The following is a 25,001-nucleotide window of genomic DNA, read 5'->3' on the forward strand; positions in this document are numbered from 1 at the left end:
ATGGAAACTTTAAGGAAAAAATTAAAGCTGTCGAGATTTTCTCGACAGCCTGAGGATGAAATCATCCTCTTTTTTACGCAATTTTACTAAACATACTGCACTCTCATCAAAACATACTCAAAAACTTTACAAAAAAACGCAAATTTTTAATTGAAAGCGCTTTATTTATGTGTTATTCTTCAAATATCTTTAGTAAACATTTAGTCAAATAAGCCATGAGGAGTTTACCTATGACCACACTCAAAGATATTGCTCATGATGCAAAAGTGTCTGTTTCTACTGTATCCCGTGTGTTAAATGGCGACCAAACGCTTGCCGTTTCACACGCAACAAGACAAAACATCCTCGACATAGCCAAGAAATTAAACTATACCCCAGTAAGAGCAAGAAAAGCCGATCCAGCAGAAGGAAAAAGCCCAACTGAATCCCCGGTCATCGGTGTCGTTGTCGCACAATCCATTGACGAAGAATTAAATGATCCTTTTTTTTCATCCATTCGAAAAGGAATTGAAAAAGAATATGCCAAACGAGGCCTGTCCACGCTTCATACATTTCGTCTGAGGAGCATGGACAAAGGGGAGATGCTAAAGGATATAGACGGTTTGATTGTCATTGGACGAATCAGCCCTGATACAGTTGAAAAAATGACAAATCGCATGGAACACATTGTCTTTATCAATCACTATGCAGATGAAGATTTGTATGATTGTGTATATGTGGACTTTGTCAGAGCGGCAGATCGTGCGATTCGCCACCTTCAAGATCTTGGATATACACATCTAGGCTATATCGGCGGGAAAGAGCGAGAGCATTATTTCGAAGGAAATGCGGTCATTGAGGACGAGAGACAAACCACTTTTATCAAAAGAATGCAAGAGGCGGGAAGTCTTCATATGAATGACATCCACATTGGTGAATATTCCATGCAAGAAGGCTATACGCTTATGCAGCAAGCCATCCAGAAAGGAAATCTTCCAGAAGCCTTTTTTATTGGAAGTGACTCGATGGCAATTGGTGCTATGCGCGCTTTACATGAAGCCGGTCTCCGTGTACCTCTAGATGTCTCAATTGTTGGGTTTAATGACATTGAAGCCGCTTCATTTTCAAGCCCGCCGCTCACAACGGTCAAAGTGTATACAGAAGAAATGGGGGAAGTGGGTCTAAAGCTTCTACTTGAGCGGATACACGGAAGAAAAATCCCTCTAAAAGTCGTCGTGCCCACCAAACTGATTGAAAGAGACAGCGCATGCCCAATCCATGAAAGGAGGTGAACCAAAATTTCAGTAAAATAAAAAAAGAGACAAAAAAGCAAAAAGGAATCTGCTAAGCATGATGGCCAGATCATGCTGAAAACAAAGCAGCTTACCGATATGCTTTCTCATCTCTTTGAAAAGAATAGAATTCCAGTATAATGGACTTCTTTTGTTTCCGCAACTGCATGAATTCTACTAACAATCGTCTGAATTTTCAGTGATCAAAAGGAGGAAGCCATGAATAAAAAAATCATGATGCTGTGTACAGCCTTTGTTTTGAGCATTATTTTGTCTGCTTGCGGCAATAACGGCGCGTCTGAAACAAACGGAAAGGTCACCTTGACTCTATTTTCCACGATGAGTAACAGCGGGGAAAGAAAGGCGTTTGAAGAAGTGATTCGTGATTTTGAAAAAGAACATACAAACATCCGAATCGATGCCAATTTCCCTGGCAACAGCTATGAAGATATGATACGCGTCAAAATGGGGGCAAACGATATGCCTGACCTTTTTGATACACATGGATGGGCCAAACTGCGATATAGCGAATATGTGGCAGATTTAAAGGATATGGACTGGGTGAAACAACTTGATCCTTCACTTGATCAGATCTTAAAGGACGAAGATGGCAAAGTCTATGCCTATCCGCTGAATCAAGCAAAGGACGGGCTCAGTTTTAATGCCAATCTATTAAAGAAATACGGCATTGAAGTCCCTAAAACACTGGATGAACTGAGAAGTGCTTTACAAACGGTTAAAGAGAAAAGCAAAGGAGAAGTTGTGCCGCTCTGGATACCAGGAGGAGATAATTCAAATATCGCCCAAGTCTTTGATGAGCTAGCCACTCCTTTATTAATCACCGATGAAAAACATCAATACGGAAAAGACCTTGAGAATGGATCTTTTGATTGGTCTCATTATACGCCGCTCGCACAGTTCATGAAGGAGCTGAAAGATCAAGACCTTTTAAATAAAGATGTTCTCACCGCAAAACTGTCTCAAGCGCCTGAGCTGATGGCGCAAAACAAAATTGCTTTCACCTTTGTAGGAGGATCTTTAGGACCTGAGGCGACAGAACTTAATCAATCGATCAAAGTAGGCACCATGCCCGTACCAGCTATTCATAAAGGAGACAAGCAAAGCTGGATTGGCGGAGAACGATTTACTGTCGCTGCTTGGAAAGACTCAAAACATTTAAAAGAAGCAAAAGAATTCATCGACTTTTTAGCAAAGCCGGAAAACGCGAAGAAAATCGCAGAAGGAACCTCGTCTGAAACAGCCTTAAAGAAAGTGAAAGCCGAAAACTATTACTCTACATTTTATGAGCAGTACAAGCATATCAAGATTGAGCCCTATTTTGACCGGAAATACTTACCAAGCGGAATGTGGGCAGTCATGGCAACAACCGGGCAAGAATTATTAGCAGGCTCCATCACACCAGAACAACTATCGAAGAAAATGGAAGAGGAATATAAGCGCCTGAAAAAACAATAGCAGGCTCATGCTGAAACAGGAGTGAGGCCAATGAGTGACATCACAAAAGAAAAACAGGCGGCGACATTCACCTCTTTTCCAAAACAGAAGATGAAAACAAGCCAGAATTCATCACTTTGGTGGATGTACATGCCAGCTGTTCTCGTTGTCAGTACCTTTATCATTTATCCCTTCTTAAATGGGATTCAGCTCTCTTTTACAAATTGGAACGGTTTCTCACAACATTATGAGTGGATTGGCCTTGATCAATACAAACGGCTGCTTCAAGATCCAACCACATGGCTCGTTGTCAAAAACACGCTTCTTTACGGGATCGGGAGCACCATTTTACAAAATGTCATTGGACTCGGATATGCGCTCTTATTAAATCAAAGTTTAAAAATGAGAGCCATCACAAGGACCGTCATCTATTTACCCGTCATGATCAGCCCGATTGCGATGGGCTATATCTGGTACTTTGTCTTTTCATACCAAGGCGGTGCATTAAACGACATTGTCACACTGTTTGGATTTGAGCCAATAAACGCACTGGGCAATCCGCAATTGAATACTTGGATCATTGTATTTGTGAATACGTATCAATTCGTCGGGATTGCCATGATCATTTATTTAGCAGGACTCCAAAGCATTCCAAAGGATTATTATGAAGCGGCACAACTAGACGGCGCATCAGGCCTCCAGCAATTCAGGCGCATCACATTACCGCTTTTAATGCCATCCATCACCATCAATGTGGTCCTGAATGTGATCGGTGGACTTAAGCTGTTTGATGTCATTGTCGCCCTCACTGGCGGCGGCCCTGGAGATTCCTCTCAATCGATGTCGAGCTTTATGTATGATCTGTATTTCAAACGGCAGGATGCAGGCTATGCAGCGACGCAAGGTGTCTTCATGGCAGTCATCATCCTTGTCATTAGTGTTGCAGCGCTCATTTATTTCAAACGAAAGGAGACCGAGGTGTGATGGATAACGCCTATAAACGGAAGAAAAGGTGGTACTCCTTACTCGCCCTTTTGATTACACTGCTTCACCTTATTCCATTTTATATCTTAGTGACGACATCACTAAAAGGCATAGGAGATTTCAGCTCAAAGTGGCTGTTCCCATCAACGCTCCATTTTGAAAATTTTCGCATGGCATGGACAGAAGCTCAGCTTGGTCAGTCCTTTTTGAATACAGTGATCATTACGTTCAGTTCTGCTGTGTTACTCATCATTCTTGGATCACTTGCAGCGTATCCGCTCGCAAGAAGGGTGACAAAGCTGAATCAAGCGGTTTATCTTTTATTCATTGCCATTATGGTCATTCCACCGCTCACAGCCCTTGTCCCGTTATATAAAATGGTTGTACAAATTGGGATGATGAATACCTATCAAATCGCTATTTTAAACAATGTCGCTGCTTTTTTGCCTTTAACGATTTTTCTATATGCCGGTTTTATCCGGTCGACCATTCCAAAAGAGCTGGAAGAAGCGGCGCGTATTGATGGCGCGGGGACACTCAGAGTCTTTTTTACCGTTGTTTTTCCGCTGCTAAAGCCGATTACCGCTTCTGTTTTAATCATTGCCTGTGTGTATATTTGGAACGACTATCAATTTGCCATCTTCTTTCTACAAGATAAAGAGATGCATACACTCACAGTCGCCTTATCTAATTTTTTCGGTCAAAACCAGAATCAGCTTCAGCTCGTTGGCGCAGCTGCGCTCATTGCGATGCTGCCAATGGTCACGATGTTTTTACTTTTACAAAAATACTTTATCGCAGGGCTGTCCCAAGGCTCTATCAAAGGGTAAACCAACCTTGATGTAAAAAGGAGTGTCATCTATGTCTAAAATTACATTTATCGGTGCAGGGAGTACCGTGTTTGCTAAAAATATATTAGGAGATTGTCTGTTCGTTCCCGCACTTGCCGGCTTTGAATTTGCGTTATATGATATCGACCACAACCGGCTGAAAGAATCAGAAACGATGCTGCGGCACTTAAAAGAGAACTACGGTGCACATGTGACCATTCAGTCGTATCACAACCGGAAAGAAGCTTTAAAAAATGCAAAATATGTCATCAATGCGATCCAGGTGGGAGGCTATCAGCCAAGCACTGTCATTGATTTTGAGATTCCAAAAAAATATGGATTAAGACAAACGATTGCTGATACGGTTGGCATTGGCGGTATCTTCCGTTCACTTCGAACCATTCCTGTGATGCTAGACTTTGCAAAGGATATGGAAGAGGTTTGTCCAAATGCCTTATTATTAAATTACACGAATCCAATGGCCACACTGACAGGCGCTATGCTGCGCTATACACAGGTTCAAACGGTTGGTCTTTGCCATAGTGTGCAGGTGTGTACGAAGGATTTGTTTGAATCTCTTCACATGGACCATGAAGGCATTGAAGAAAAAATCGCCGGCATTAACCACATGGCATGGTTATTAGAAGTGAAACGGGACGGTCAAGACTTATATCCAGAAATCAAAAGAAGAGCAAAAGAAAAGCAAAAAACGCGGCATGAGGATATGGTTCGTTTTGAGCTAATGGATAAATTCGGCTATTATGTCACAGAATCCTCAGAGCATAATGCCGAATACCACCCTTATTTCATTAAATCACGCTATCCAGAACTGATTGAACAGTTGAACATTCCGCTTGATGAATACCCGAGACGCTGTGAGGAACAAATCAACAATTGGAATACAATGAAGCATGATCTTGTGGGGAACACACAAATCACCCATACACGCTCTAAAGAATATGGCTCACGTATCATTGAAGCGATCGAAACAAACGTTCCATTTAAATTTGGCGGAAATGTACTGAACACAGGAGGACTCATTCGCAATCTGCCTGAGAAAGCCTGCGTGGAAGTGCCGTGTGTTGCCGACCGAAGCGGCATCATGCCGTGTTATGTTGGAGAGATACCTGAACAATTGGCTGGACTCAACCGGACCAATATCAGCTCACAGCTCATGACAATCGAAGCTGCGATCACTGGCAAAAAAGAGCATATTTATCAAGCAGCTTTACTAGACCCGCATACAAGTGCTGAATTATCCATTGATGACACCATCAAACTATGTGACGAATTAATTGAAGCACATGGAGAGATGCTGCCAAAGTATACAGAACCGAATCAATATGCCGCCGCTTCCAAATAACGGACATAAACAGCCTTTACCTGATGCACCCAGCATCAGGTTTTTTATGTGAACGGCAAGAAAAACAAACAAAAAGATCATTGACTGAAAACGTTTTTAATATTATGATTTTTCTAAAGTTAACCAACAGTTAACCAATAATATATCAAAAATTAGTTGCACCGTAATGCCATATAACACAGAGACAAAACGACCTAAAAGGGGGCGGTTCTGCGAAAAACAAGAGCTGACAACGATTGACCTTTATCATGTTTTATCAGAACGTAAAGCATCACAATGGTTTGATTTGACAAAGCGTGTATACAGATGAATGCCCGTTAGATGAGACAATGACGATAAACAAGCACACGATTGCATGACAATCTAAACAAAGAGGAGAGAGGGAACATGACCAAAACAGAGGGACAAACGTTGAAAAATTATATTGGCGGACAATGGGTGGAGGCCGAAACGAACCAAACGGAAGCTGTTTATAATCCAGCTACTGGCGAAGTCATTGCAGAAGTACCGCTTTCAACGAAAACAGATGTAGAACGTGCGGTACAAGCAGCACAAGAGGCGTTCACCACTTGGTCTAAAACAGCTGTTCCTAGACGTGCACGTATTTTATTTAAATACCAACAGTTACTCGTTGAGAAATGGGATGAATTAGCTGAACTCGTCACCCTGGAAAACGGAAAAAGTGTAACAGAAGCAAAAGGAGAAGTGCAGCGCGGGATTGAATGTGTGGAATTTGCCGCTGGTGCACCAACCTTAATGATGGGAAAACAACTGCCAGATATCGCGACTGGTTTAGAGTCTGGTATGTACCGCTATCCAATTGGCGTGATCGGCGGCATTACCCCTTTTAACTTTCCGATGATGGTCCCATGCTGGATGTTCCCGCTTGCCATTGCCTGCGGAAATACATTTGTCTTAAAACCGTCAGAGCGCACGCCCATTCTCGCAGCACGGTTAGCAGAACTATTTGAAGAAGCGGGACTTCCAAAAGGTGTGCTCAACATTGTCAATGGAGCTCACGATGTCGTAAACGGTCTGCTTGAACATCAAAAGGTCAAAGCCATTTCATTTGTCGGCTCTCAGCCAGTCGCAGAATATGTCTATAAAAAAGGAACAGAGCATGGCAAGCGTGTCCAAGCACTTGCCGGCGCAAAAAATCACTCCATTGTCTTGAAAGACGCTGATTTAGAAGCGGCAACAAAACAAATCATTGGCGCTGCTTTTGGATCAGCAGGTGAGCGCTGCATGGCAGCAGCCGTTGTCGCAGTGGAGGAAGAAGTGGCTGACGAATTGATTCAACAATTAGTGGATGAATCCAACCAGCTTGTCATAGGAAACGGAATACATGAAGATGTCTTTCTCGGACCAGTCATTCGAAAGGAGCATAAAGAACGGACGCTCCAATATATCCAGTCAGGCATTGAAGAAGGCGCCAGCCTCATTCGTGATGGCCGAAAAGACATTGAAACAAAGGGGAAAGGGTATTTTGTTGGACCAACCATCTTTGATCATGTCACCAATCAAATGAAAATTTGGCAGGACGAGATTTTCGCCCCAGTTTTATCCATTGTACGTGTCTCATCACTAGCAGAAGCGATTGAGCTGTCCAATCAATCCAAATTTGCTAACGGTGCTTGTCTATATACAGACAGCGCATCAAGCATAAGAGAATTTCGTGAAAACATTGAAGCGGGCATGCTAGGCATTAACATCGGAGTTCCTGCTCCAATGGCATTCTTCCCATTTTCCGGCTGGAAAGACTCTTTCTACGGGGACCTGCACGCCAATGGTACAGACGGAGTAGAGTTTTACACAAGAAAGAAAATGGTGACCGCACGATATATATAATCTACATTTATTGAATAACGAGGAAAAATGCAGCTCCATCATGGACAGCTGCATTTTTTGTTGTCTTCTAGTCAAAAAGTAAGGGTTCTCATCATGATTTTTTAAATGAAGTGCGCTAGAAATCATTCTTTGTATTCAGTCTTCATCACGAAGCATCAACATAATTTGAAATTGGGCCTAAAACCCAAAATCAGGAAGGGGCACACAGGAGGAAATGACACGATGAGGACGAGGATGAAGTGCAGCGTTTGTTTATTGACTTTTGCTTTAGTACTGAGTTGTTTACCGGTCTATGATGTGAGTGCGGCAAACACCCCCATTGCCAAACAAGTAGGGAATGTAGACTTTGGATTAAATGGGGCTAGAACCTTTAAAGCCAATGTCGCATCCGCAGTAGGCGGGAAAATAGAAATACGTCTTGGCAGTGCAAACGGCAGGCTAGCCGGAACGCTAAATGTTCCTTCCACAGGCGGAACGCAAAACTGGAGAGAAATAGAAACGGAAGTAAACGAAGCAACTGGCGTGCACAACGTATTTTTTGTCTTTACTGGAACAGGTGCTGGAAACCTATTTCAGTTTGATTCTTGGCAGTTTACTCAAAGGTAGCGAAGGGAGAGGTCTAAATGTTTGATAAAGAAGTGAGAAATTTGAGGTCACGTGTAAAAAAACCAATGCTTGCATTATTGGTCTGCTTCACCATGCTGTCTGTCATGTTCATAGGACCTGGAGTAGCTGAGGTTTCAGCAGCCAGTGACGCAAATATCAATATCAATGCGGAAAGACAACTAATTCGCGGCTTTGGCGGAATGAATCACCCTGCTTGGATTGGTGATTTGACAGCGCCGCAAAGGGAAACCGCATTTGGCAATGGTCAAAATCAGTTAGGGTTTTCTATTCTTAGAATTTATGTAGACGAAAACAGAAACAATTGGAGCAGAGAAGTCGCCACCGCCAAAAGAGCGATCGAGCATGGCGCTTTGGTGATTGCTTCACCTTGGAATCCTCCAAGCAGTATGGTAGAGACCTTCATCCGGAACGGATCACCTGCCAAACGGCTTAAATACGATCAATACGCAGCATACGCTCAGCATCTGAATGATTTTGTCACTTACATGAAAAATAACGGGGTCAATCTTTATGGCATTTCTGTACAAAATGAGCCCGACTATGCTCACGATTGGACATGGTGGACACCGCAGGAAATCCTGCGTTTCATGAGAGAAAACGCCGGTTCCATCAATGCCCGCGTCATTGCGCCAGAATCATTTCAGTACCTTAAAAATATATCCGATCCCATTTTAAACGATCCGCAGGCGCTTAGAAACATGGACATTCTTGGTGCACATCTATATGGAACTCAAATCAGCCAGCTTCCGTATCCTCTTTTCAAACAAAAAGGAGCAGGGAAAGAGCTGTGGATGACTGAAGTATACTACCCGAATAGTAACAGCAATTCTGCGGACCGCTGGCCAGAAGCATTAGGCGTTTCCGAGCATATTCACCATTCGATGGTAGAAGGAGATTTCCAGGCGTATGTGTGGTGGTACATCCGGAGATCATACGGTCCTATGAAAGAAGATGGAATGATTAGCAAGCGTGGATACAACATGGCGCATTTCTCCAAGTTTGTGCGTCCAGGGTACGTCAGAATTGATGCAACGAAAAGCCCTGAATCAAATGTTTTCGTCTCAGCCTATAAAGGAAACAATCAGGTCGTCATTGTGGCGATTAATAAAAACAATGCAGGGGTCAATCAACACTTCGTCGTGCAAAATGGATCTGTTTCTCAGGCGTCTAGATGGGTGACGAGCGCCAGTAGCAACCTTCAGCCAGGAACAGATATCACGATTTCAGGCAATCAATTTTGGGCACATCTACCGGCTCAAAGTGTGACAACATTTGTGATCACACGCTAAAAACCTCATCATCGCTAAAAGCCAATTTTCTTACCCCAGAAAAGAAAGTTGGCTTTTTTCTATATGGGAAACAGATAAAATTGCGATAAGGTTAGTAGCTAATAAAATTTGAACACGCCGCAATTGTCTCTAGAAAAAAGGCTAAGACTGTAGAAGCCTGTCATAAAGCTTGGAGTCTTATTAAACAGCATGGAGTCAGAAGATATAATAATAACTGGGGTACTAGAAAGAAGGTTTAACGTGGGTTATGAGGACAATGGCTTGGTAGGCTAGCTAGTCTACTGGAAAAATGAATTAATCGGCATTAATTTTCTAGTTTACATAATATATATTCTAGGAAGTTGACAAGTGAGCAATTTTCTTTTGTCTCAAAATTAAGTATACTTATCTTATTGAGATATAAGAAGAAAAATACAACGTTTATTCATCAGATTTTAATTCCTCTAGATGTTTTAAAATTTTCGCAGGATTTCACAGCATCAACATTTACAAAAAAATGCTCGCCAACCTCGATATTGTATTCGTAATCACATTGCAGTCTTTCCTTCAAAAACCACATCATCTCCGCAAGCGCCTAACAGTTCCTTTAAAATGGCCTTTCTCTGTGATGGCTCAGCTGTCAAACGCGTTAGCATCGTGACCTTATCTGGTTACACAGCCTCCCTATCCGGTCCACCTGTTTTAGGACTGCTCGCCAATGAAGTCGGACTGCTTCATGCTTTTCTCTTTGTTCTTCTCGCTATTTGTATAGCCGGAATCTTTACAAAAGCTGTAGCAAAACCAGCTCTATTCACTTCTCATTAAAAGGACCAGATCTTTGATCTTGGTTCTTTTTTTTACATTTAAAAAATAAAATTGAAACCTTTCACAAAGTGAAACAGTCTTATAGATGCCTTGACGTTTACTGCTTTTTTAAAGAGGGAAAGCAAAAAAATAAGACTTTTCAAATAACTGAAAACGTGGTAAGATCATGAAAATAAACAGGAAGGGGTGAGAAAAATGAAAAAAAATATGCTGTTAAAATTAGCAGTCTTATTCATAGCACTTGCCAGTTTTCATTTGTTCTCAATGCCTCATTCCGTTCAGGTATACCATCATGCAAAGGTGGTTGCCGATCAAGAATCACATGAAATGAAAATCGTTCAGACAACTGGCGATGAAAAGAAACAAAAACATGTGAGCGCAGTATTTGCCGCATTTACAGCACTGCTGATCATTGGCAGTATGACAGCTGGATATGCTCGCATCACTCATACTGATCGATTTGACCGGAAAAAGAAGCATTTACTTGCAGTGTTCTATCAATCTTCTTATTTCCGATTAGCTCGTGTTTAACCCAACCACTTAAATCAAACAAAAATTGGGAGGTTTTACACGATGTTATTTTTCTTAAGATTATTCATTCTAGGTCTATTCTCTGTCACTTCACTTTCTCTTTTCGTTTACCAAGGAATTGAAGTAGTGCACGCCATCACAAGCATGTTTGGCAATCACGAGAGCTAAAAGGTCTGATATTTTAAACCCCCCCTGCTTTTTGCAGGGGGGGTTCGTTTTGCTTATTTATTGTCATCTTGAGCAGGTGCAGCAGGTGATAGAAGAACTCGGGTCACTTGTCCCTGCTCCTCCTCATCTAAAATAAATGATCCATTGCTATAACGATCATTTGCTCTTAGTGTAGAGATATCAAGCCGGACCACTGTCCCCTTTTCCGTATCAATTTCAAGTGTATCGTGCAGTGACGCAGCGATGACAGCAACAATTCGGTGCGGGCTTTTCTTTAATTCTCTGAGCATGAGCACTCCGCGTTTCGCTCTTGATGTCTTATCGAATTCAGAGAGGTTCATTCGCTTCACAGCACCTCTTTGAGTCGTGAGAACAAGCACATTGTTTTTCGGATCAATCATTTGTCCAGAGACGACCTCGTCCCCATCCTTCAAATTGATGCCTTTCACACCAGCCGCTCTCGGGCCGACCACACTCACTTCTTCTTCATCAAACCATAATCCATAGCCATTTTTCGTCGCAATAAACAGTTCTTGCTCACCAGTTGTGACATGAACATCTACAAGTTCATCATCACCTTTTAAATTTAAGGCGACGAGCGGTTTAGAATAACGCTGCGCTTTATATTGGAGAAGCTCTGTTTTCTTCACCATACCGCCTTTTGTAAAGAACACGAGATACGACGATTCATCAAATTCTTTAATTGGGATCGCTTTTTGAATGGATTCATCGCGATCAATCGAAATAATATTCGTGATATGCTGCCCCATGTCTTTCCAGCGTATATCTGGCAGCTGATGAACTGGACAATACATGTAGCTTCCTTTATTCGTAAAGAGCAGAAGAACATCTGTTGTATTCATTTCAAACTGATGAATCAGTCGGTCAGTATCCTTCATACCGAAGTCCTTACCGTTCGATGCCGCATAGGAGCGCTGGCTTGTCCGTTTGATGTATCCATCCTTTGTGACCGTGACGTATACGTCCTCTGAAGCGATCATCACTTCAAGGTTAATCTTAATTTCTTCGATTTTTTCTTCAATCACAGATCGTCTTTCATCAGCATACGTCTTCTTCAACTTCTTCAAGTTGTTCGTAATGACTTTAAAGAGCTTCTTCTCATTCGCTAAAATGTCTTCAAGCTCTGCAATTCGCACGTCAAGCTCTCTTGCCTCGTCTCTTAGTTGGGTGATATCTGTATTTGTTAAACGATATAACTGGAGAGACACAATCGCTTCTGATTGTGCTTCTGTAAAATCATATTTTTCCATCAAGTTGTTTTTCGCATCACGCTTATCATTAGACGAGCGGATGGTTGCAATGACTTCATCTAAGATGGAAAGTGCTTTAATTAAACCATCTACAATATGATGACGTTCCTTCGCCTTTCGAAGCTCATATGCCGATCGGTTCGTCACCACTTCTTTTTGATGGGCAATATAAGCATCAAGTATGGTTGTGAGCGTCATTAAGGTTGGTCTGCGATTATGTATCGCTACCATATTAAAGTTATATGGGATTTGCAGATCAGAATTTTTATATAAGAAATTCAAGACACCATTTGCATCTGCTTCTTTTTTCAGCTCTACAACAATACGAAGGCCGGTACGGTCCGTCTCATCCCGAACCTCTGAAATCCCCTCTACTTTTCTTTCAATTCGGAACTCATCCATCTTTTTCACAAGGTTGGCCTTATTGACTTCATAAGGAATTTCTGTGATCACGATTTGCTGACGTCCACCGCGGATGGTTTCAATCTCCGCTTTCCCGCGAATCATAATCTTTCCTTTTCCTGTTTCATATGCCTTCTTAATGCCGTCCACACCTTGAATAATACCGCCTGTTGGGAAATCTGGCCCTTTGATGACCGTCATTAAATCCTCAACCGTACAATGCGGCTGTTCGATTCGTTTAATAACGCCATCAATCACTTCTCCAAGGTGATGCGGCGGAATATCAGTCGCATAACCAGCTGAAATCCCAGTTGATCCATTCACTAGAAGGTTTGGGAACATCGCTGGTAATACAACCGGCTCTTTGCTTGTGTCATCAAAGTTTGCAACAAATTCGACTGTTTCCTTATCTAAGTCCTTTAAAAGCTCTGAAGCAATCGCAGAAAGCCTTGCTTCTGTATAACGCATGGCAGCAGGCGGATCTCCGTCGATACTCCCGTTATTTCCATGCATCTCAATTAGCACATTTCGTACTTTCCATACCTGGCTCATTCTCACCATGGCTTCATAAACAGAAGAATCACCGTGCGGATGGTAGTTACCAATGACGTTACCGACTGTTTTGGCAGCTTTACGGAAGTTTTTATCCTGTGTGTTCCCTTCCGCATACATCGCATATAAAATTCTTCGTTGTACAGGCTTTAAACCATCACGTGCATCTGGAAGGGCACGATCTTGGATAATATATTTACTATAGCGGCCAAACCGGTCTCCAATCACTTCTTCTAACGGTAAATCATGAAATCGTTCTTGTTGTGGCATGTTTAAACCTCCTCAGCTAGCGACAAGTTTTCATTTTCAAGAATGTTGCTTTCCTCATCAAGTCCAAAGGCGACATTCTTTTCAATCCATTTACGGCGTGGTTCTACTTTGTCACCCATCAGTGTCGTAACGCGGCGTTCCACTCTTGCAGCGTCATCGATTTTTACTCTGACAAGTGTTCTCGACTCTGGATTCATTGTCGTTTCCCATAGCTGGTCGGCATTCATTTCACCTAAACCTTTATAGCGCTGAATCGTATACCCTTTTCCAACTTTCTTTAGTACGTCATCCATTTCTTCATCGGACCAAGCATATTCAATGACTTCTTTCTTGCCTGAACCTTTGCTGACTTTATATAAAGGCGGAAGGGCAATAAACACTTTTCCATGCTCAATCAGTGGCTTCATATAGCGATAGAAAAACGTAAGAAGCAGCACTTGAATATGCGCGCCATCGGTATCAGCATCTGTCATGATGACAATTTTGTCATAATTGATGTCTTCTACATTAAAATCGACACCGACTCCTCCACCAATTGCATGGATTATGGTGTTGATTTCTTCGTTTTTAAAAATATCAGCAAGCTTTGCTTTTTCTGTATTGATGACTTTTCCTCGAAGCGGGAGCACTGCTTGGAATTTTCGGTCTCGTCCTTGCTTGGCTGATCCACCCGCTGAGTCACCCTCTACTAGATACAGTTCATTTCTTGCCGGGTTTCTAGATTGAGCAGGTGTTAATTTTCCGCTCAGCGTCGCTTCAGATTTCTTTCGTTTCTTGCCGCTCCTCGCTTCTTCTCTTGCTTTTCTAGCAGCTTCTCTTGCCTGCTGCGCTTTAATGGCCTTTTTCACAAGAAGTGTCGCCGTTTCCCGGTTTTCTTCAAGGAAATATGCCAGTTTTTCAGAAATAACGGCATCAACAGCAGACCTAGCCTCACTCGTTCCAAGCTTTCCTTTTGTTTGTCCTTCAAATTGAAGCAGCTCTTCAGGAATTCTGACAGAAATAACAGCTGACAGGCCTTCACGAATATCAGTGCCTTCTAAGTTTTTGTCTTTTTCTTTTAAAAGGGTCACTTTGCGTGCATATTCATTAAAAGCTCTCGTCATGGCTGTTTTTGCACCAGACTCATGCGTACCGCCATCTTTGGTTCTGACGTTATTGACAAAGGAAAGGATATTCTCTGAATAGCCGTCGTTAAATTGAAAGGCAAAATCTACTTCAATGGATTGATGTTCACCTTCAAACGAGACAACTTCACTAAGTACATCCTTTTCCTCATTTAGATATGCAACAAATGCTTCGATACCTGTCTCATAATAAAAAGTTTCCTTTACATCATGCCGCTCATCGATCAGCTCTATTTTTAACCCTTTTAATAAAAAGGCTGATTCTCTTAAACGCTCTGATAAAGTATCAAAATTATAGGTAGTGGCACTGAACATTGTTGGATCTGGCTTAAAGTGAATCAGTGTTCCAGTCTTTTTCGTTTTCCCGATTTTTTCAAGTGATGTGACTGGCTTTCCGCCATGTTCAAAGCGCTGGTGATAAATAAAGCCATCGCGTTCAATCGTCACGGTGAGCCACTCTGAAAGCGCGTTTACAACAGACGCCCCAACCCCGTGAAGTCCACCACTTGTTTTATATCCGCCTTGACCAAATTTTCCGCCTGCGTGCAGGACCGTTAAAATGATCTCAGGTGTCGGTTTTCCAAGCTTATGCATACCAGTAGGCATTCCTCGCCCTTTATCCTGAACGGAAATGCTGTTATCTTTATGTATTTTGACAATGATATGATCTCCATAGCCAGCGAGTACTTCATCGACAGAGTTGTCTACAATCTCATAGACAAGGTGATGAAGACCGCGTGAATCCGTAGACCCAATATACATCCCTGGACGTTTACGGACCGCTTCAAGTCCCTCTAGCACCTGAATAGAATCATCGTTATAATCTACTTGCTGCTTTTTAACCAAATGCTTAATCCCCTTTCACTAACAAACATAACCGGCTAATCATCAAATGATCTCTCTAGATTTTAATGATGATCATGCTGCTCATTACTGTCCACTTTAATAAGCTGCATCATCACCATGCATGTTTAATTCAGCTATACATGCTCTGTTGCAAGGCTATGAGCATCTTCTACATTCTGCAATCAGAACTAGAAGTCCATTATAAACAAGACTGTTTCATAAGCCAAATACAATCATATGATGATTTCAGCAAAAAGAACAAATGTTCTATTTTTATCTTATCGCTCTTTTTCTCGATATGCAAGGTCACCGATATGTCCCTGTCGCCTTATTTTATCGCTTTCTTCTAGAATCGCAAATATATTTCTCCAACAAAAAAGCAAAAATCCTTGAAAAACAAGGATTTTTGACGATTTAATGAGTTTTTGTCATCGCATGAGCCACTTTGATACATAAATCCATGATAGCGACCTTGCCATTTTCCTCAATCAGCCTTTTCGTTTCTTCATGATATACGCCTTGCTGCGCCCAAAAAACAGGTGCGTCCATTTCAAGAAATTCTTTTGCCACCTCAGGCAAAAACTCTGAACGTCTAAAGACATTGACGATATCAACAGGTTCTTTTATGTCTTTTAAAGAGGCAACCGCTTTGACCCCAAGTGCTTCATCAATCGTTGGATTAACGGGAATCATGTCATACCCGGCATCCTGCATGGCTTTTGAGACCATATAGGACGTTCTGTGCGGCTGATCTGACAAACCAACAACAGCAATTCGTTTACTGTTTTTTAAAATACGTCCAATTTCTTGTTTAGTAGGATGATTCATCCAGACACTCCTTTTCTTCTATTTTATCGAATTTCTTTCTAAAAACAAAGTTGAATTCATCCGCCTTCTATTTTTTCAAAAAAAGATCGCCATGTTTTTCATGAGATCATGTTAAAATGTAAGACAAGAGGGAGAATATAAAGGAGTTATGCAGATGTTAATTGCTTTGATGTTTATTTTGGCTTATCTTCTCGGCAGTATTCCATCAGGTCTCATTGTCGGGAAAGCTGCAAAGGGAATCGATATCCGTGAGCATGGCAGCGGGAACCTAGGTGCGACGAATGCATTTCGTACACTTGGTGTTAAAGCAGGGTCTATTGTTATTACTGCTGATATTTTAAAGGGGACGCTTGCTTCGGCTTTACCATTTTTCATGCAACTGGACATTCATCCCTTACTAGCAGGAGTTGCTGCTGTTATTGGTCACAGCTTTCCTGCCTTTGCAAAATTTAAAGGGGGAAAAGCTGTCGCTACATCAGGCGGTGTGCTGTTATTTTATGCCCCGTTCTTATTTATCACGATGATCGCTGCTTTTTTCTTATTTTTATACATTAGTAAATATGTGTCTTTATCATCCATGCTGACAGGGATCTATACATTCATTTACAGCATATTCACCCAAGACCTATTCTTAATCATTGTTGTTGCCGTTCTTTCTAGCTTTGTGATCTACAGACACATTGCCAACCTCAAACGGATTCTCAACAAAACTGAACCGAAAATCAAATGGCTCTAGCCGTTTATTACGTTTAAATATGTGGTAAAAGTACAGAAAAGCTGTTTTTGCATCCTGCATTTTTTAAAAACAGCATAACTTCAAAAAGGGGCGATCACATTGAAATTAACGATGAAAGATGATGCACTCAATTGGTACAAGGAAGAATTAGATTTAGAAAAAGGTGATCATGTTCGCTTTTTTGTGAGATATGGCGGGTGCAGTAATGTACAAAAAGGCTTTTCTCTCGGCGTCGCAAAAGATGAACCTCAAAATGCCGGCGCAACCGCTGAAATTGAAGGCATTACTTTCTTTATTGAAGAAAGTGATATTTGGTATTTTGACAACCATGATCTGCATATTGATTATAACGAGTCCGTAAAAGAACCAGAGTTTCATTATGAATAAACAAAAAAGATACCTCATCCCTCGGGTATCTTTTTTGTTTTATCCATCGATATATAGTCCATACTCATGAATGTTTCCTAAAGACCGCTCCTTCTGCAAAATTCGCTTTTGCGAATCACCGATCAGATCAAAGTGAGGAAAACCTTTACGAACATGAATCCATTCTTTTTTTAACCCATGCCCTTCTCCCCAAGCGATTAATTGCTCCATATCCTGACAGGCTGCCTTTGTGACAGTATTTGCATGTGGAAAACGGTCATCCAGCCAATAGTGTGTCAAAAAGGCGACTTTTCCATGCCTAACAGCTGATTTCCATGCATTTAGATCTTTTCTTTTAATACCAAATGCCATGGATCAAACCTGCTTCTTTGACTGTTCATATACTTTGTGCCATGCAGGAAAGGCTTTTCTAAATTGAATCGGTCTAAAGGTGTCTTTGTCTACACAAATATGTGAGGTTGTCCCTGTGATAGCTGTTTGTCCATCAGGCTTTTGAATGTCATAGCCATACACTGTTTTCACTCCGTTATACGCTTCAATCCATGTATGAACTGTAGCGGTTTCACCATAAAGCAATGGTTTTTTATATTGAACCTGAAGATCTACAACAGGTGCAAGGACTCCGTCTGCTTCTAGCTGGGCATAGGAAAAGCCTAGTTCTTTCATTAACGCAGTTCTGCCAACTTCCATCCAAATCAAATAATTGGCATGATAGACAATGCCCATTTGATCTGTTTCTGCATAACGGACTTCTATTTCTTTTTTCGATACATACACGTTTTCATCGCTCTCCTATCAAAACCTAAGGTCTCTGTCATTTTACCACATTCCAAAAGGTTCTTCTAAAAAGAGGCAATAAAATAAACCAGGAATCCCTGGTTTATTCAGTATAGCCGCTCTGTCTTGCCGCTTCTTCGTCCTTTATCTCAGAACGCATTGCGTCAATACTGATTCGGCGATTTTCATTTTTCTGCTTGATCATTTGTTTTTCGTTCTCTGTTGAAAGGCCCATCGCTGCTTCTGATTCATCGATATTTTCAAGTGTGTTCTCGATCATATCTTGCAGCTTTTCAACATTATCAGAACGATCATCTGGATTGGATTGATATGACTTGCCATTCATCGTGCTAACCTCCTATTATTCGCCTTTTGTCTGTATCACATCAGGCTGTTCATTTGATTTATTATGCATCTTTTTGCCTTTATTCCGTTTGTACGCTACAGGTTTTGTACCTAAATGGTCTGGTGTAAACTGCGCTTGTTTATCATGCTCTCTACCCATCTTTCATCCCTCCCTCTTCTTTAGGATGAACGAAAACGAATAATTCATAACTTATTTCTGTCTAAATCGCTCTTCCAACTTTTCTTCAAGCTGGTTTAAAAATTCCTCATTGCTTAATAATTCTTTTTTATTTTCAAGGACGAGCTCTTCAAATGTACGGCGTTTTCTTCTTCTCATTCCTGTCACCTCCACTGTGTTTATACCATTTTCGCCAAAACATTTAGAAAATAAGCAAAAAGAGCTGAATCATTATAGATCCAGCTCTTTTTCGATTTCTTTTTTTGTAAGCATTTGATGCTTCACAGACATGATTCGTCCTTCTTCATCTAATATGTATGTCGTTGGATATGAAAGCACCTGATATCTCGCTTGAATGCCTTTTTGGTCCAATAAAACAGGGAAACTGACCTTTAGTTCATCAATAAATGATGCGACGTGCTCTACACTCTTTTCAGTGGTGGTCAAATTGACCGCAAGTACTTCGACTTGCTCATTCTCGCTTCTGATCGCATCTAGATCGGGCATTTCCGTTCGGCACGGTTTGCACCAGGTCGCCCAAAAATTAACGAGAACCTTTTTCCCTCGATAATCAGATAACGATGCCGTTTTGCCATCAAGGGTTTTGAGCTCAAAATCTGGGGCTTGATCTCCTTTTTCAAGGCCGATGGCAGGCTCTTTTGGTCCGAATAAATTCCATGCAAGTAAACCAATCAACACAAGTAAAACAGCGCTTGCCATTCCTTTTTTCCACATGATTGATCCTCCACTATTTTAAAAAAGAAGAGAAAGCTTTCAGACGCCTTCTCTTCTTCGTATGATTAGTTGTTTGCCAATTTTTCGCGGAGTACCATTTGAAGGATACCACCATGACGATAGTAGTCAATTTCGACTTCACTGTCAAAGCGAACAACCACTTCAAATGTCTTCTCGTTGCCATCTGCATCAATGGCTCTGACCGTAACAAGATCACGAGGACGAACTGATTCGTCAACATCCACTTCAAATGTTTCTGTTCCTGTGAGTCCATAAGTCTCTGCACTTTCTCCGTCTTTAAACTGCAAAGGAAGTACGCCCATGAAAACAAGGTTACTTCTGTGAATGCGCTCAAAGCTTTCAGCTAGAACAAATTTAATGCCAAGTAGGTTTGTTCCTTTTGCAGCCCAGTCACGTGAAGAACCCATCCCGTAGTCTTTACCTGCTAAGATCGCAAGACCCGTTCCATCTTCCTTATAACGCATACATGCATCATAAATCGATGTCACTTCACCAGTTGGCCAGTATGTTGTATATCCGCCTTCTGTTCCTGGTGCGATTTGGTTTTTAATACGGATGTTTGCAAAAGTACCTCTCATCATCACATGGTGGTTCCCGCGGCGTGATCCATATGAGTTAAAGTCTCTAGGCGAAACGCCTCTTTCTTGCAAGTATTTACCTGCAGGTGTGTCCTTACCAATTGCTCCAGCAGGAGAAATATGGTCCGTTGTGACAGAATCACCGAACTTCGCAACGACGCGCAGCCCTTTAAGCGGTTCAACTTTACCAGGTTCAACTGATAAGTTTTCAAAGAATGGCGGGTTGGCAATGTATGTTGAATCTTCATCCCATTTATACAATGCATCATCCGTCGTTTTAATTTCATTCCAGCGGTCATTGCTGTCAAAAACAGTTTCATACTCTGAACGGAATAGCTCAGGTGTGACAGTGCTTTTGACGACACTGTTGATTTCGTCCATTGATGGCCAAATGTCATCGAAATACACATTTTCACCATTTTTATCAACACCGATAGGGTCTTTTGTTAAGTCAATATCAACTGTTCCAGCAAGTGCATATGCCACAACTAATGGTGGAGATGCAAGGTAGTTCCCTTTTACAAGCGGATGGATACGACCTTCAAAGTTACGGTTACCTGATAAAACAGATGTGATCAGCAGATCATTTTCAGAGACAGCTTCTTCGATTTCTTTTGCAAGCGGTCCTGAGTTTCCGATACATGTTGTACAGCCATACCCGACAATGTTAAATCCAAGATCTTTTAGGTATGGAAGGAGTCCTGAGTTCACAAGGTATCCTGTTACAACCTTCGAACCTGGCGCTAATGACGTTTTCACGTAGTTTGGCACCTTCATCCCAAGTTCACTTGCTTTCTTCGCGACAAGACCTGCCCCGATCAAAACGTATGGGTTAGATGTATTCGTACAGCTCGTAATCGCTGCAATCGCAATCGCACCTGTCTTCATGACAGCTTTTTCACCGTTCTCCAGCTCAAATTCGATTTGTTTATCCAGCTCAGATTTATCTAAACCAAATCCTTGGTTTCCTGCTGGGCTTTCAATATGCTTATGGAATGTCTCTTTCATTTCAGAAAGTGGAATCAAATCTTGTGGACGTTTTGGACCAGATAAGTTTGACTCAATTTTAGAAAGATCAATTTCCACAATATCAGTAAAAATTGGTTCCTCAGCATCTGGCGTATAAAATAGACCATTTGCGCGAGAATATGCTTCAACGATGTTAATTTGCTCTTCATCACGGCCAGTTAAGCGAAGATATGCAAGAGCTTCCGCATCTACTGGGAAAAATCCGCATGTAGCACCGTATTCAGGCGCCATGTTCGCAATGGTTGCACGATCAGCTAATGGCAGCTGTGCAACACCTGGTCCGAAGAACTCAACGAATTTGTTCACAACGCCTTTTTCACGTAGTACTTGAGTGACTTTTAAGGCAAGGTCAGTTGCAGTTGTTCCGTTTGGAAGCTCTCCAACTAATTTTGCTCCAATGACTTCTGGCACAGGGAAGTATGAAGGCTGACCAAGCATACCAGCTTCCGCTTCGATACCGCCAACGCCCCATCCAAGTACACCAATACCGTTAATCATTGTTGTATGGGAGTCAGTACCAACTAGTGTATCTGGATAAGTGAGGATCTCGCCATCTTCTTCAATTGCATGAACAACACTTGCAAGATACTCTAAGTTCACTTGGTGAACAATCCCTGTGGCAGGCGGAACAGCTTGATAGTTGTTAAACGCTTTCTTTGCCCAGCTAAGGAAGTTATAACGCTCTGCGTTACGTTCAAATTCTAGATCCATGTTAATGTTTAATGCGTCTTCAGTTCCAGCTTTATCGACTTGTACAGAGTGGTCAATGACAAGGTCGACTGGAATTTCAGGATTGATTTTATCCGGATCTCCGCCCACATCTGCCATTGCTTTTCTTAAAGAAGCAAGGTCAACGACTGCTGGCACACCCGTGAAGTCTTGTAAAATAACACGAGATGGTTTAAATGGAACATCAATTTCTTTCACCTCGGCAGTTCCCCATTTTGCCAAGTTCTCAACGTGTTCCTTTTTGATCACTCTACCGTCTACTTGACGAAGCACTGATTCTAACAGTACCTTAATGGAATAAGGTAATTTAGAAACGTTTCCAATTCCTTGTTTCTCTAGTGCTTCTAACGAATAATAGTGATATGTTTTCCCATTTGTCGAAAACGTTTTTCTAGATTGAAAAGCGTCTTGTTTAGCGACTTGCTGCTGTTTCGACATGTCCAAAATCCCCCTTTTGATGATCAAGATCAATTTCAATTCTCAGAAAAATCGTCGTATTTCACCACAATTTTCTCACAATTTCATCTTAAAACAAATTCATACATAAGTAAATAACAATGCTTTTATTAAATTCAATAAGTTTATCTTATCGTCAGGAAATGATTACTCTTCATAAACCGAGTGACGCCGGCTCATACTACAAATGAGGTGATAAAACATGACAAAACGAAAAGCCAATCATGTAATAAACGGCATGAACGCAGCCAAAAGCCAAGGAAATGGTGCAGGCTATATAGAAAATGATCAGCTCGTTTTAACAGAAGAACAAAGACAAAATAATAAAAAACGTAAAAAGAACCAATAAAGAAAGGAGCAAGGATAATGACGAATAAAAACACGGGGAAAGACATCCGTCAAAACTCGCCTAAGGAGCATCAAGGCGGACAGCCAGAGCCATTATCAGGGAGTAAAAAAGTTAAGAACCGCAACCATACAAGACAAAAGCACAATTCACATCATGATATGTAACCATTCTCCTCTCATCCCGTGACCAAACGGGATGTTTTAGGTTTTTCACACATTTCAGAGTTCATCATATGATTTATTATGAGATGTGATGGAGGAGTGTATATGGAGAATGAAAAACAGTCGAATTCCTCTGATTTTATTGAAATAGATGATTGGCTTCGTGTATTAATGGATGATCCATTTGCCTGGTATGATGAACAGCTGCCAATAGATCTTTACGAAACAAGCCGTGATTATATCATTGAGATCGATCTCTCCACCCTGTCGATCACTGATTTAAAACTGACCTTCGCAGGATATGAGCTCACACTTGTTTATTTGATTGATAAACAAGAGCAGCCCATTGAAAAAAGTGTCATGCTCCCTTTTTATTTGAATGACAAGGACATTGACACCGATTACGAAAACCGAATCATATCAATCAAAATTAAAAAATATTCACACCGTCAACACGGGGCATTTTCCTTTCAAATGCCGCACTTCAATCATTAAGAGCCCGCCTGCATTCAGGTGGGCTCTCTCCCGTTCGTTTCAAGTCAATACCTTTTGCGAACCACCATGGCCAAATAGTAGAGTCGCTATACGATAATATATTCTTTTTCTATTAAAGGGTTTGGGTCATTCTAGTAAATGGGCGCTTATTCATAAAAAGAGGCATTTATAGCAAAAGCATACATACATTTTTGTTATTTTCTTCTATCATATCTTCATGTAAAATAAGATAGAGATAAGGGGTATAAGGAGTGAGAACATGTTAAGCGGCTGGTTTTTGTGGTTCATTTTATTTTGGGGTACGGTCATGATCGGATTACTAGCAATCGGTGGCTTTTTTATGTTTCGCAAATTTTTAAAACGATTGCCGAAGGAAGATGGGAAATCAGAGCTTGATTGGCAGGACGAATATATTCAAAAGAGCCTTCACCTATGGCGAGATGAAGACAAACAGCTATTAAATGAGCTGGTATTACCTGTTCCAGAGCTTTTTAGAGATGTTGCCAAAGAAAAAATCGCCGGTAAAATTGGCGAGCTGGCACTTAAAGAACAGGCTGCCAGCATTAACCTAGATTTAATCATTCGCGGCTATATTATGGCTACACCAAAGCGAGATCATAAATTTCTACTAAAGCGCCTTCAAGAAAAAAAGATCGACCATTCGCCCTACGAGTCCTTATTAAAATAACCTCCTTTTAAAAAAGGAGGTTTCAGCGTGTAGACAAACCCTCGCATTCTTTGTCAGTCCTGCGTGCCGGTGCTCACGAATGCCAAATTCGCTCCGCTCCGGTACTCGTCCTTCCTAGACTGCAAAGGTTTTCAGTGCACGCTGAAAGGAAGAAAAAGGGATAGACCAAAGATCACTTTAGCCCTTTCGCTAACGCCAAATTCGCTCCGCTCCGGTACTCGTCCTTCCTAGACTGCAAAGGTTTTCAGTTCACGCTGAAAGGAAGACAAAGGGCTAAAATAAAGATCATTTTAGCCCTTTGTCAACAATCTGTAACCTCCTTTTAAAAAAGGAGGTTTAATTCATTTGGACCTGCTGCGGATCTAATTGTTTAGACAGCTTTCTAAACGACAAATACATAGCAACCCGCCAAGGTACAATCATGCCAAAGGCTAGAATCCAAAACATTCCGCTTAGTGCGCCATAATCAATGGAAGAGCTTAAGATCGTCTTCATACCGATACGAAGGACAAGAAGTCCAATGAGAATAAACACAAATGCTTTTGAACGCTTCAAATAGATTTCATTGCCTCTAATTTCAAATTTCGATGTTTTGATTAAAAAGATGGAAAAAAACATCCCTACTGTAATCGCCTCTAAAAATTCAGCTCCAGTTACTCGAAACATAGGCACAAAAAACATCAGTGCGCCAGTGCTCATGAATATAGGAGGTAATATAATTTTTTTCGCGGTTGCAGGTTTTGCAGATGATTTAATGCGAATAAACATGACGGCTACCGCCATACATACCGCAACTATAGAAGAAATTATGATCATCATATCAAATCATTCCTTTATTCTTTAAGGTCAGCCTATGTATAATATACTCCAATTG

General features: G+C 41.3%; 27 protein-coding genes and 1 pseudogene. 17 read left to right on the forward strand and 11 right to left on the reverse strand.

The genetic code is table 11. From position 1 onward, the window contains the following. The first annotated feature begins 230 nt into the window (after positions 1–230). The 11 genes and pseudogenes from BA1_RS08475 to BA1_RS19645 all read left to right on the forward strand — a co-directional run bounded on the left by BA1_RS08475 (position 231) and on the right by BA1_RS19645 (position 11,170). Positions 231–1,271 (forward strand): LacI family DNA-binding transcriptional regulator, encoded by a 1,041-nt coding sequence (locus BA1_RS08475; protein WP_008357791.1) that lies wholly within the window; start codon positions 231–233, stop codon positions 1,269–1,271. Positions 1,272–1,490: 219 nt separating this feature from the next. Then, the gene (locus BA1_RS08480; RefSeq protein WP_008357794.1) at positions 1,491–2,747 is read left to right on the forward strand and encodes an ABC transporter substrate-binding protein; all 1,257 of its coding nucleotides are present in this window, start codon (positions 1,491–1,493) and stop codon (positions 2,745–2,747) included. A gap of 30 nt (positions 2,748–2,777) precedes the next feature. Further along, positions 2,778–3,710 carry a carbohydrate ABC transporter permease gene (locus tag BA1_RS08485; protein WP_008357795.1) on the forward strand — a complete coding sequence of 311 codons (933 nt, stop codon included), beginning with the start codon at positions 2,778–2,780 and terminating at the stop codon, positions 3,708–3,710. Next, positions 3,710–4,540, forward strand: coding sequence for a carbohydrate ABC transporter permease (locus BA1_RS08490; protein ID WP_008357798.1), 831 nt, complete (start codon positions 3,710–3,712; stop codon positions 4,538–4,540). The genes BA1_RS08485 and BA1_RS08490 overlap by 1 nt, the downstream gene beginning before the upstream one ends. 31 nt (positions 4,541–4,571) lie before the next feature. Then, the gene (melA, locus tag BA1_RS08495; protein WP_008357800.1) at positions 4,572–5,903 is read left to right on the forward strand and encodes an alpha-glucosidase/alpha-galactosidase; all 1,332 of its coding nucleotides are present in this window, start codon (positions 4,572–4,574) and stop codon (positions 5,901–5,903) included. A gap of 387 nt (positions 5,904–6,290) precedes the next feature. Further along, positions 6,291–7,751 carry a CoA-acylating methylmalonate-semialdehyde dehydrogenase gene (locus BA1_RS08500; RefSeq protein WP_008357802.1) on the forward strand — a complete coding sequence of 487 codons (1,461 nt, stop codon included), beginning with the start codon at positions 6,291–6,293 and terminating at the stop codon, positions 7,749–7,751. Positions 7,752–8,081: 330 nt separating this feature from the next. Beyond that, positions 8,082–8,357 (forward strand): annotated as a pseudogene (locus BA1_RS08505) (carbohydrate-binding protein); the annotation flags it as partial. A gap of 41 nt (positions 8,358–8,398) precedes the next feature. Further along, complete coding sequence (gene xynC, locus BA1_RS08510; protein ID WP_034738872.1) at positions 8,399–9,667, forward strand: glucuronoarabinoxylan endo-1,4-beta-xylanase XynC; 1,269 nt, start codon at positions 8,399–8,401, stop codon at positions 9,665–9,667. A 591-nt stretch (positions 9,668–10,258) separates the two neighbouring features. Further along, positions 10,259–10,471, forward strand: coding sequence for a hypothetical protein (locus tag BA1_RS18665; protein WP_232532039.1), 213 nt, complete (start codon positions 10,259–10,261; stop codon positions 10,469–10,471). A 195-nt stretch (positions 10,472–10,666) separates the two neighbouring features. Then, positions 10,667–11,002, forward strand: coding sequence for a hypothetical protein (locus tag BA1_RS08515; RefSeq protein WP_008357812.1), 336 nt, complete (start codon positions 10,667–10,669; stop codon positions 11,000–11,002). A 42-nt stretch (positions 11,003–11,044) separates the two neighbouring features. After that, on the forward strand, positions 11,045–11,170 hold the full coding sequence (locus BA1_RS19645) for a hypothetical protein (protein ID WP_008357813.1): 126 nt from the start codon (positions 11,045–11,047) through the stop codon (positions 11,168–11,170). A gap of 53 nt (positions 11,171–11,223) precedes the next feature. On the opposite strand, the gene parC is transcribed toward BA1_RS19645, so the two are convergent. From parC to BA1_RS08530, 3 genes are all read right to left on the reverse strand, one after another. Beyond that, entirely contained in the window at positions 11,224–13,665 is a 2,442-nt protein-coding gene (gene parC, locus BA1_RS08520) for a DNA topoisomerase IV subunit A (protein WP_008357815.1), read from the reverse strand. A 2-nt stretch (positions 13,666–13,667) separates the two neighbouring features. Continuing rightward, the gene (parE, locus tag BA1_RS08525) at positions 13,668–15,635 is read right to left on the reverse strand and encodes a DNA topoisomerase IV subunit B (protein ID WP_008357817.1); all 1,968 of its coding nucleotides are present in this window, start codon (positions 15,633–15,635) and stop codon (positions 13,668–13,670) included. A 414-nt stretch (positions 15,636–16,049) separates the two neighbouring features. Further along, a complete protein-coding gene (locus tag BA1_RS08530) occupies positions 16,050–16,463 on the reverse strand; it encodes a CoA-binding protein (protein WP_008357819.1) in 414 nt (137 codons plus the stop codon). A 154-nt stretch (positions 16,464–16,617) separates the two neighbouring features. Between BA1_RS08530 and plsY the strand changes: the two genes are divergently transcribed. After that, positions 16,618–17,199: a glycerol-3-phosphate 1-O-acyltransferase PlsY gene (gene plsY / locus BA1_RS08535; RefSeq protein WP_008357820.1), complete on the forward strand. Its 582-nt coding sequence runs from the start codon at positions 16,618–16,620 to the stop codon at positions 17,197–17,199. A 111-nt stretch (positions 17,200–17,310) separates the two neighbouring features. Next, a complete protein-coding gene (locus tag BA1_RS08540; RefSeq protein WP_406566813.1) occupies positions 17,311–17,586 on the forward strand; it encodes a HesB/YadR/YfhF family protein in 276 nt (91 codons plus the stop codon). A gap of 39 nt (positions 17,587–17,625) precedes the next feature. Here BA1_RS08540 and BA1_RS08545 read toward each other — a convergent pair whose 3' ends face one another. The 7 genes from BA1_RS08545 to acnA form a co-directional block, all read right to left on the reverse strand. Beyond that, on the reverse strand, positions 17,626–17,937 hold the full coding sequence (locus BA1_RS08545; protein WP_008357825.1) for a hypothetical protein: 312 nt from the start codon (positions 17,935–17,937) through the stop codon (positions 17,626–17,628). Positions 17,938–17,940: 3 nt separating this feature from the next. Further along, positions 17,941–18,363: an acyl-CoA thioesterase gene (locus BA1_RS08550; protein WP_008357827.1), complete on the reverse strand. Its 423-nt coding sequence runs from the start codon at positions 18,361–18,363 to the stop codon at positions 17,941–17,943. 103 nt (positions 18,364–18,466) lie between these two features. Then, positions 18,467–18,709, reverse strand: a complete 243-nt coding sequence (gene tlp, locus BA1_RS08555) for a small acid-soluble spore protein Tlp (protein WP_008357829.1) — start codon at positions 18,707–18,709, stop codon at positions 18,467–18,469. A gap of 15 nt (positions 18,710–18,724) precedes the next feature. Continuing rightward, a complete protein-coding gene (locus BA1_RS08560; RefSeq protein WP_008357830.1) occupies positions 18,725–18,868 on the reverse strand; it encodes an acid-soluble spore protein N in 144 nt (47 codons plus the stop codon). Between the two features lie 51 nt (positions 18,869–18,919). Beyond that, positions 18,920–19,045, reverse strand: coding sequence for an FbpB family small basic protein (locus BA1_RS18670; protein WP_003211002.1), 126 nt, complete (start codon positions 19,043–19,045; stop codon positions 18,920–18,922). 72 nt (positions 19,046–19,117) lie between these two features. Then, the gene (locus BA1_RS08565) at positions 19,118–19,621 is read right to left on the reverse strand and encodes a TlpA family protein disulfide reductase (RefSeq protein WP_008357832.1); all 504 of its coding nucleotides are present in this window, start codon (positions 19,619–19,621) and stop codon (positions 19,118–19,120) included. A 65-nt stretch (positions 19,622–19,686) separates the two neighbouring features. Next, positions 19,687–22,416 (reverse strand): aconitate hydratase AcnA, encoded by a 2,730-nt coding sequence (acnA, locus tag BA1_RS08570; protein WP_008357834.1) that lies wholly within the window; start codon positions 22,414–22,416, stop codon positions 19,687–19,689. Between the two features lie 220 nt (positions 22,417–22,636). Here acnA and sspO point away from each other — a divergent pair, with 220 nt between their 5' ends. From sspO to BA1_RS08590, 4 genes are all read left to right on the forward strand, one after another. Further along, entirely contained in the window at positions 22,637–22,783 is a 147-nt protein-coding gene (gene sspO / locus BA1_RS08575; RefSeq protein ID WP_008357836.1) for a small acid-soluble spore protein O, read from the forward strand. A gap of 17 nt (positions 22,784–22,800) precedes the next feature. Continuing rightward, entirely contained in the window at positions 22,801–22,947 is a 147-nt protein-coding gene (locus tag BA1_RS08580; protein ID WP_003211331.1) for a small acid-soluble spore protein P, read from the forward strand. 102 nt (positions 22,948–23,049) lie between these two features. Then, entirely contained in the window at positions 23,050–23,439 is a 390-nt protein-coding gene (locus BA1_RS08585; protein WP_008357838.1) for an Hsp20/alpha crystallin family protein, read from the forward strand. Between the two features lie 259 nt (positions 23,440–23,698). After that, positions 23,699–24,127, forward strand: coding sequence for a DUF2621 domain-containing protein (locus BA1_RS08590; RefSeq protein WP_008357840.1), 429 nt, complete (start codon positions 23,699–23,701; stop codon positions 24,125–24,127). Positions 24,128–24,463: 336 nt separating this feature from the next. On the opposite strand, the gene BA1_RS08595 is transcribed toward BA1_RS08590, so the two are convergent. Beyond that, a complete protein-coding gene (locus BA1_RS08595) occupies positions 24,464–24,946 on the reverse strand; it encodes a CcdC family protein (RefSeq protein ID WP_008357842.1) in 483 nt (160 codons plus the stop codon). Positions 24,947–25,001: the final 55 nt, after the last annotated feature.

This window comes from Bacillus xiamenensis (assembly GCF_000300535.1).
In the GTDB taxonomy this organism is placed as follows: domain Bacteria; phylum Bacillota; class Bacilli; order Bacillales; family Bacillaceae; genus Bacillus; species Bacillus xiamenensis.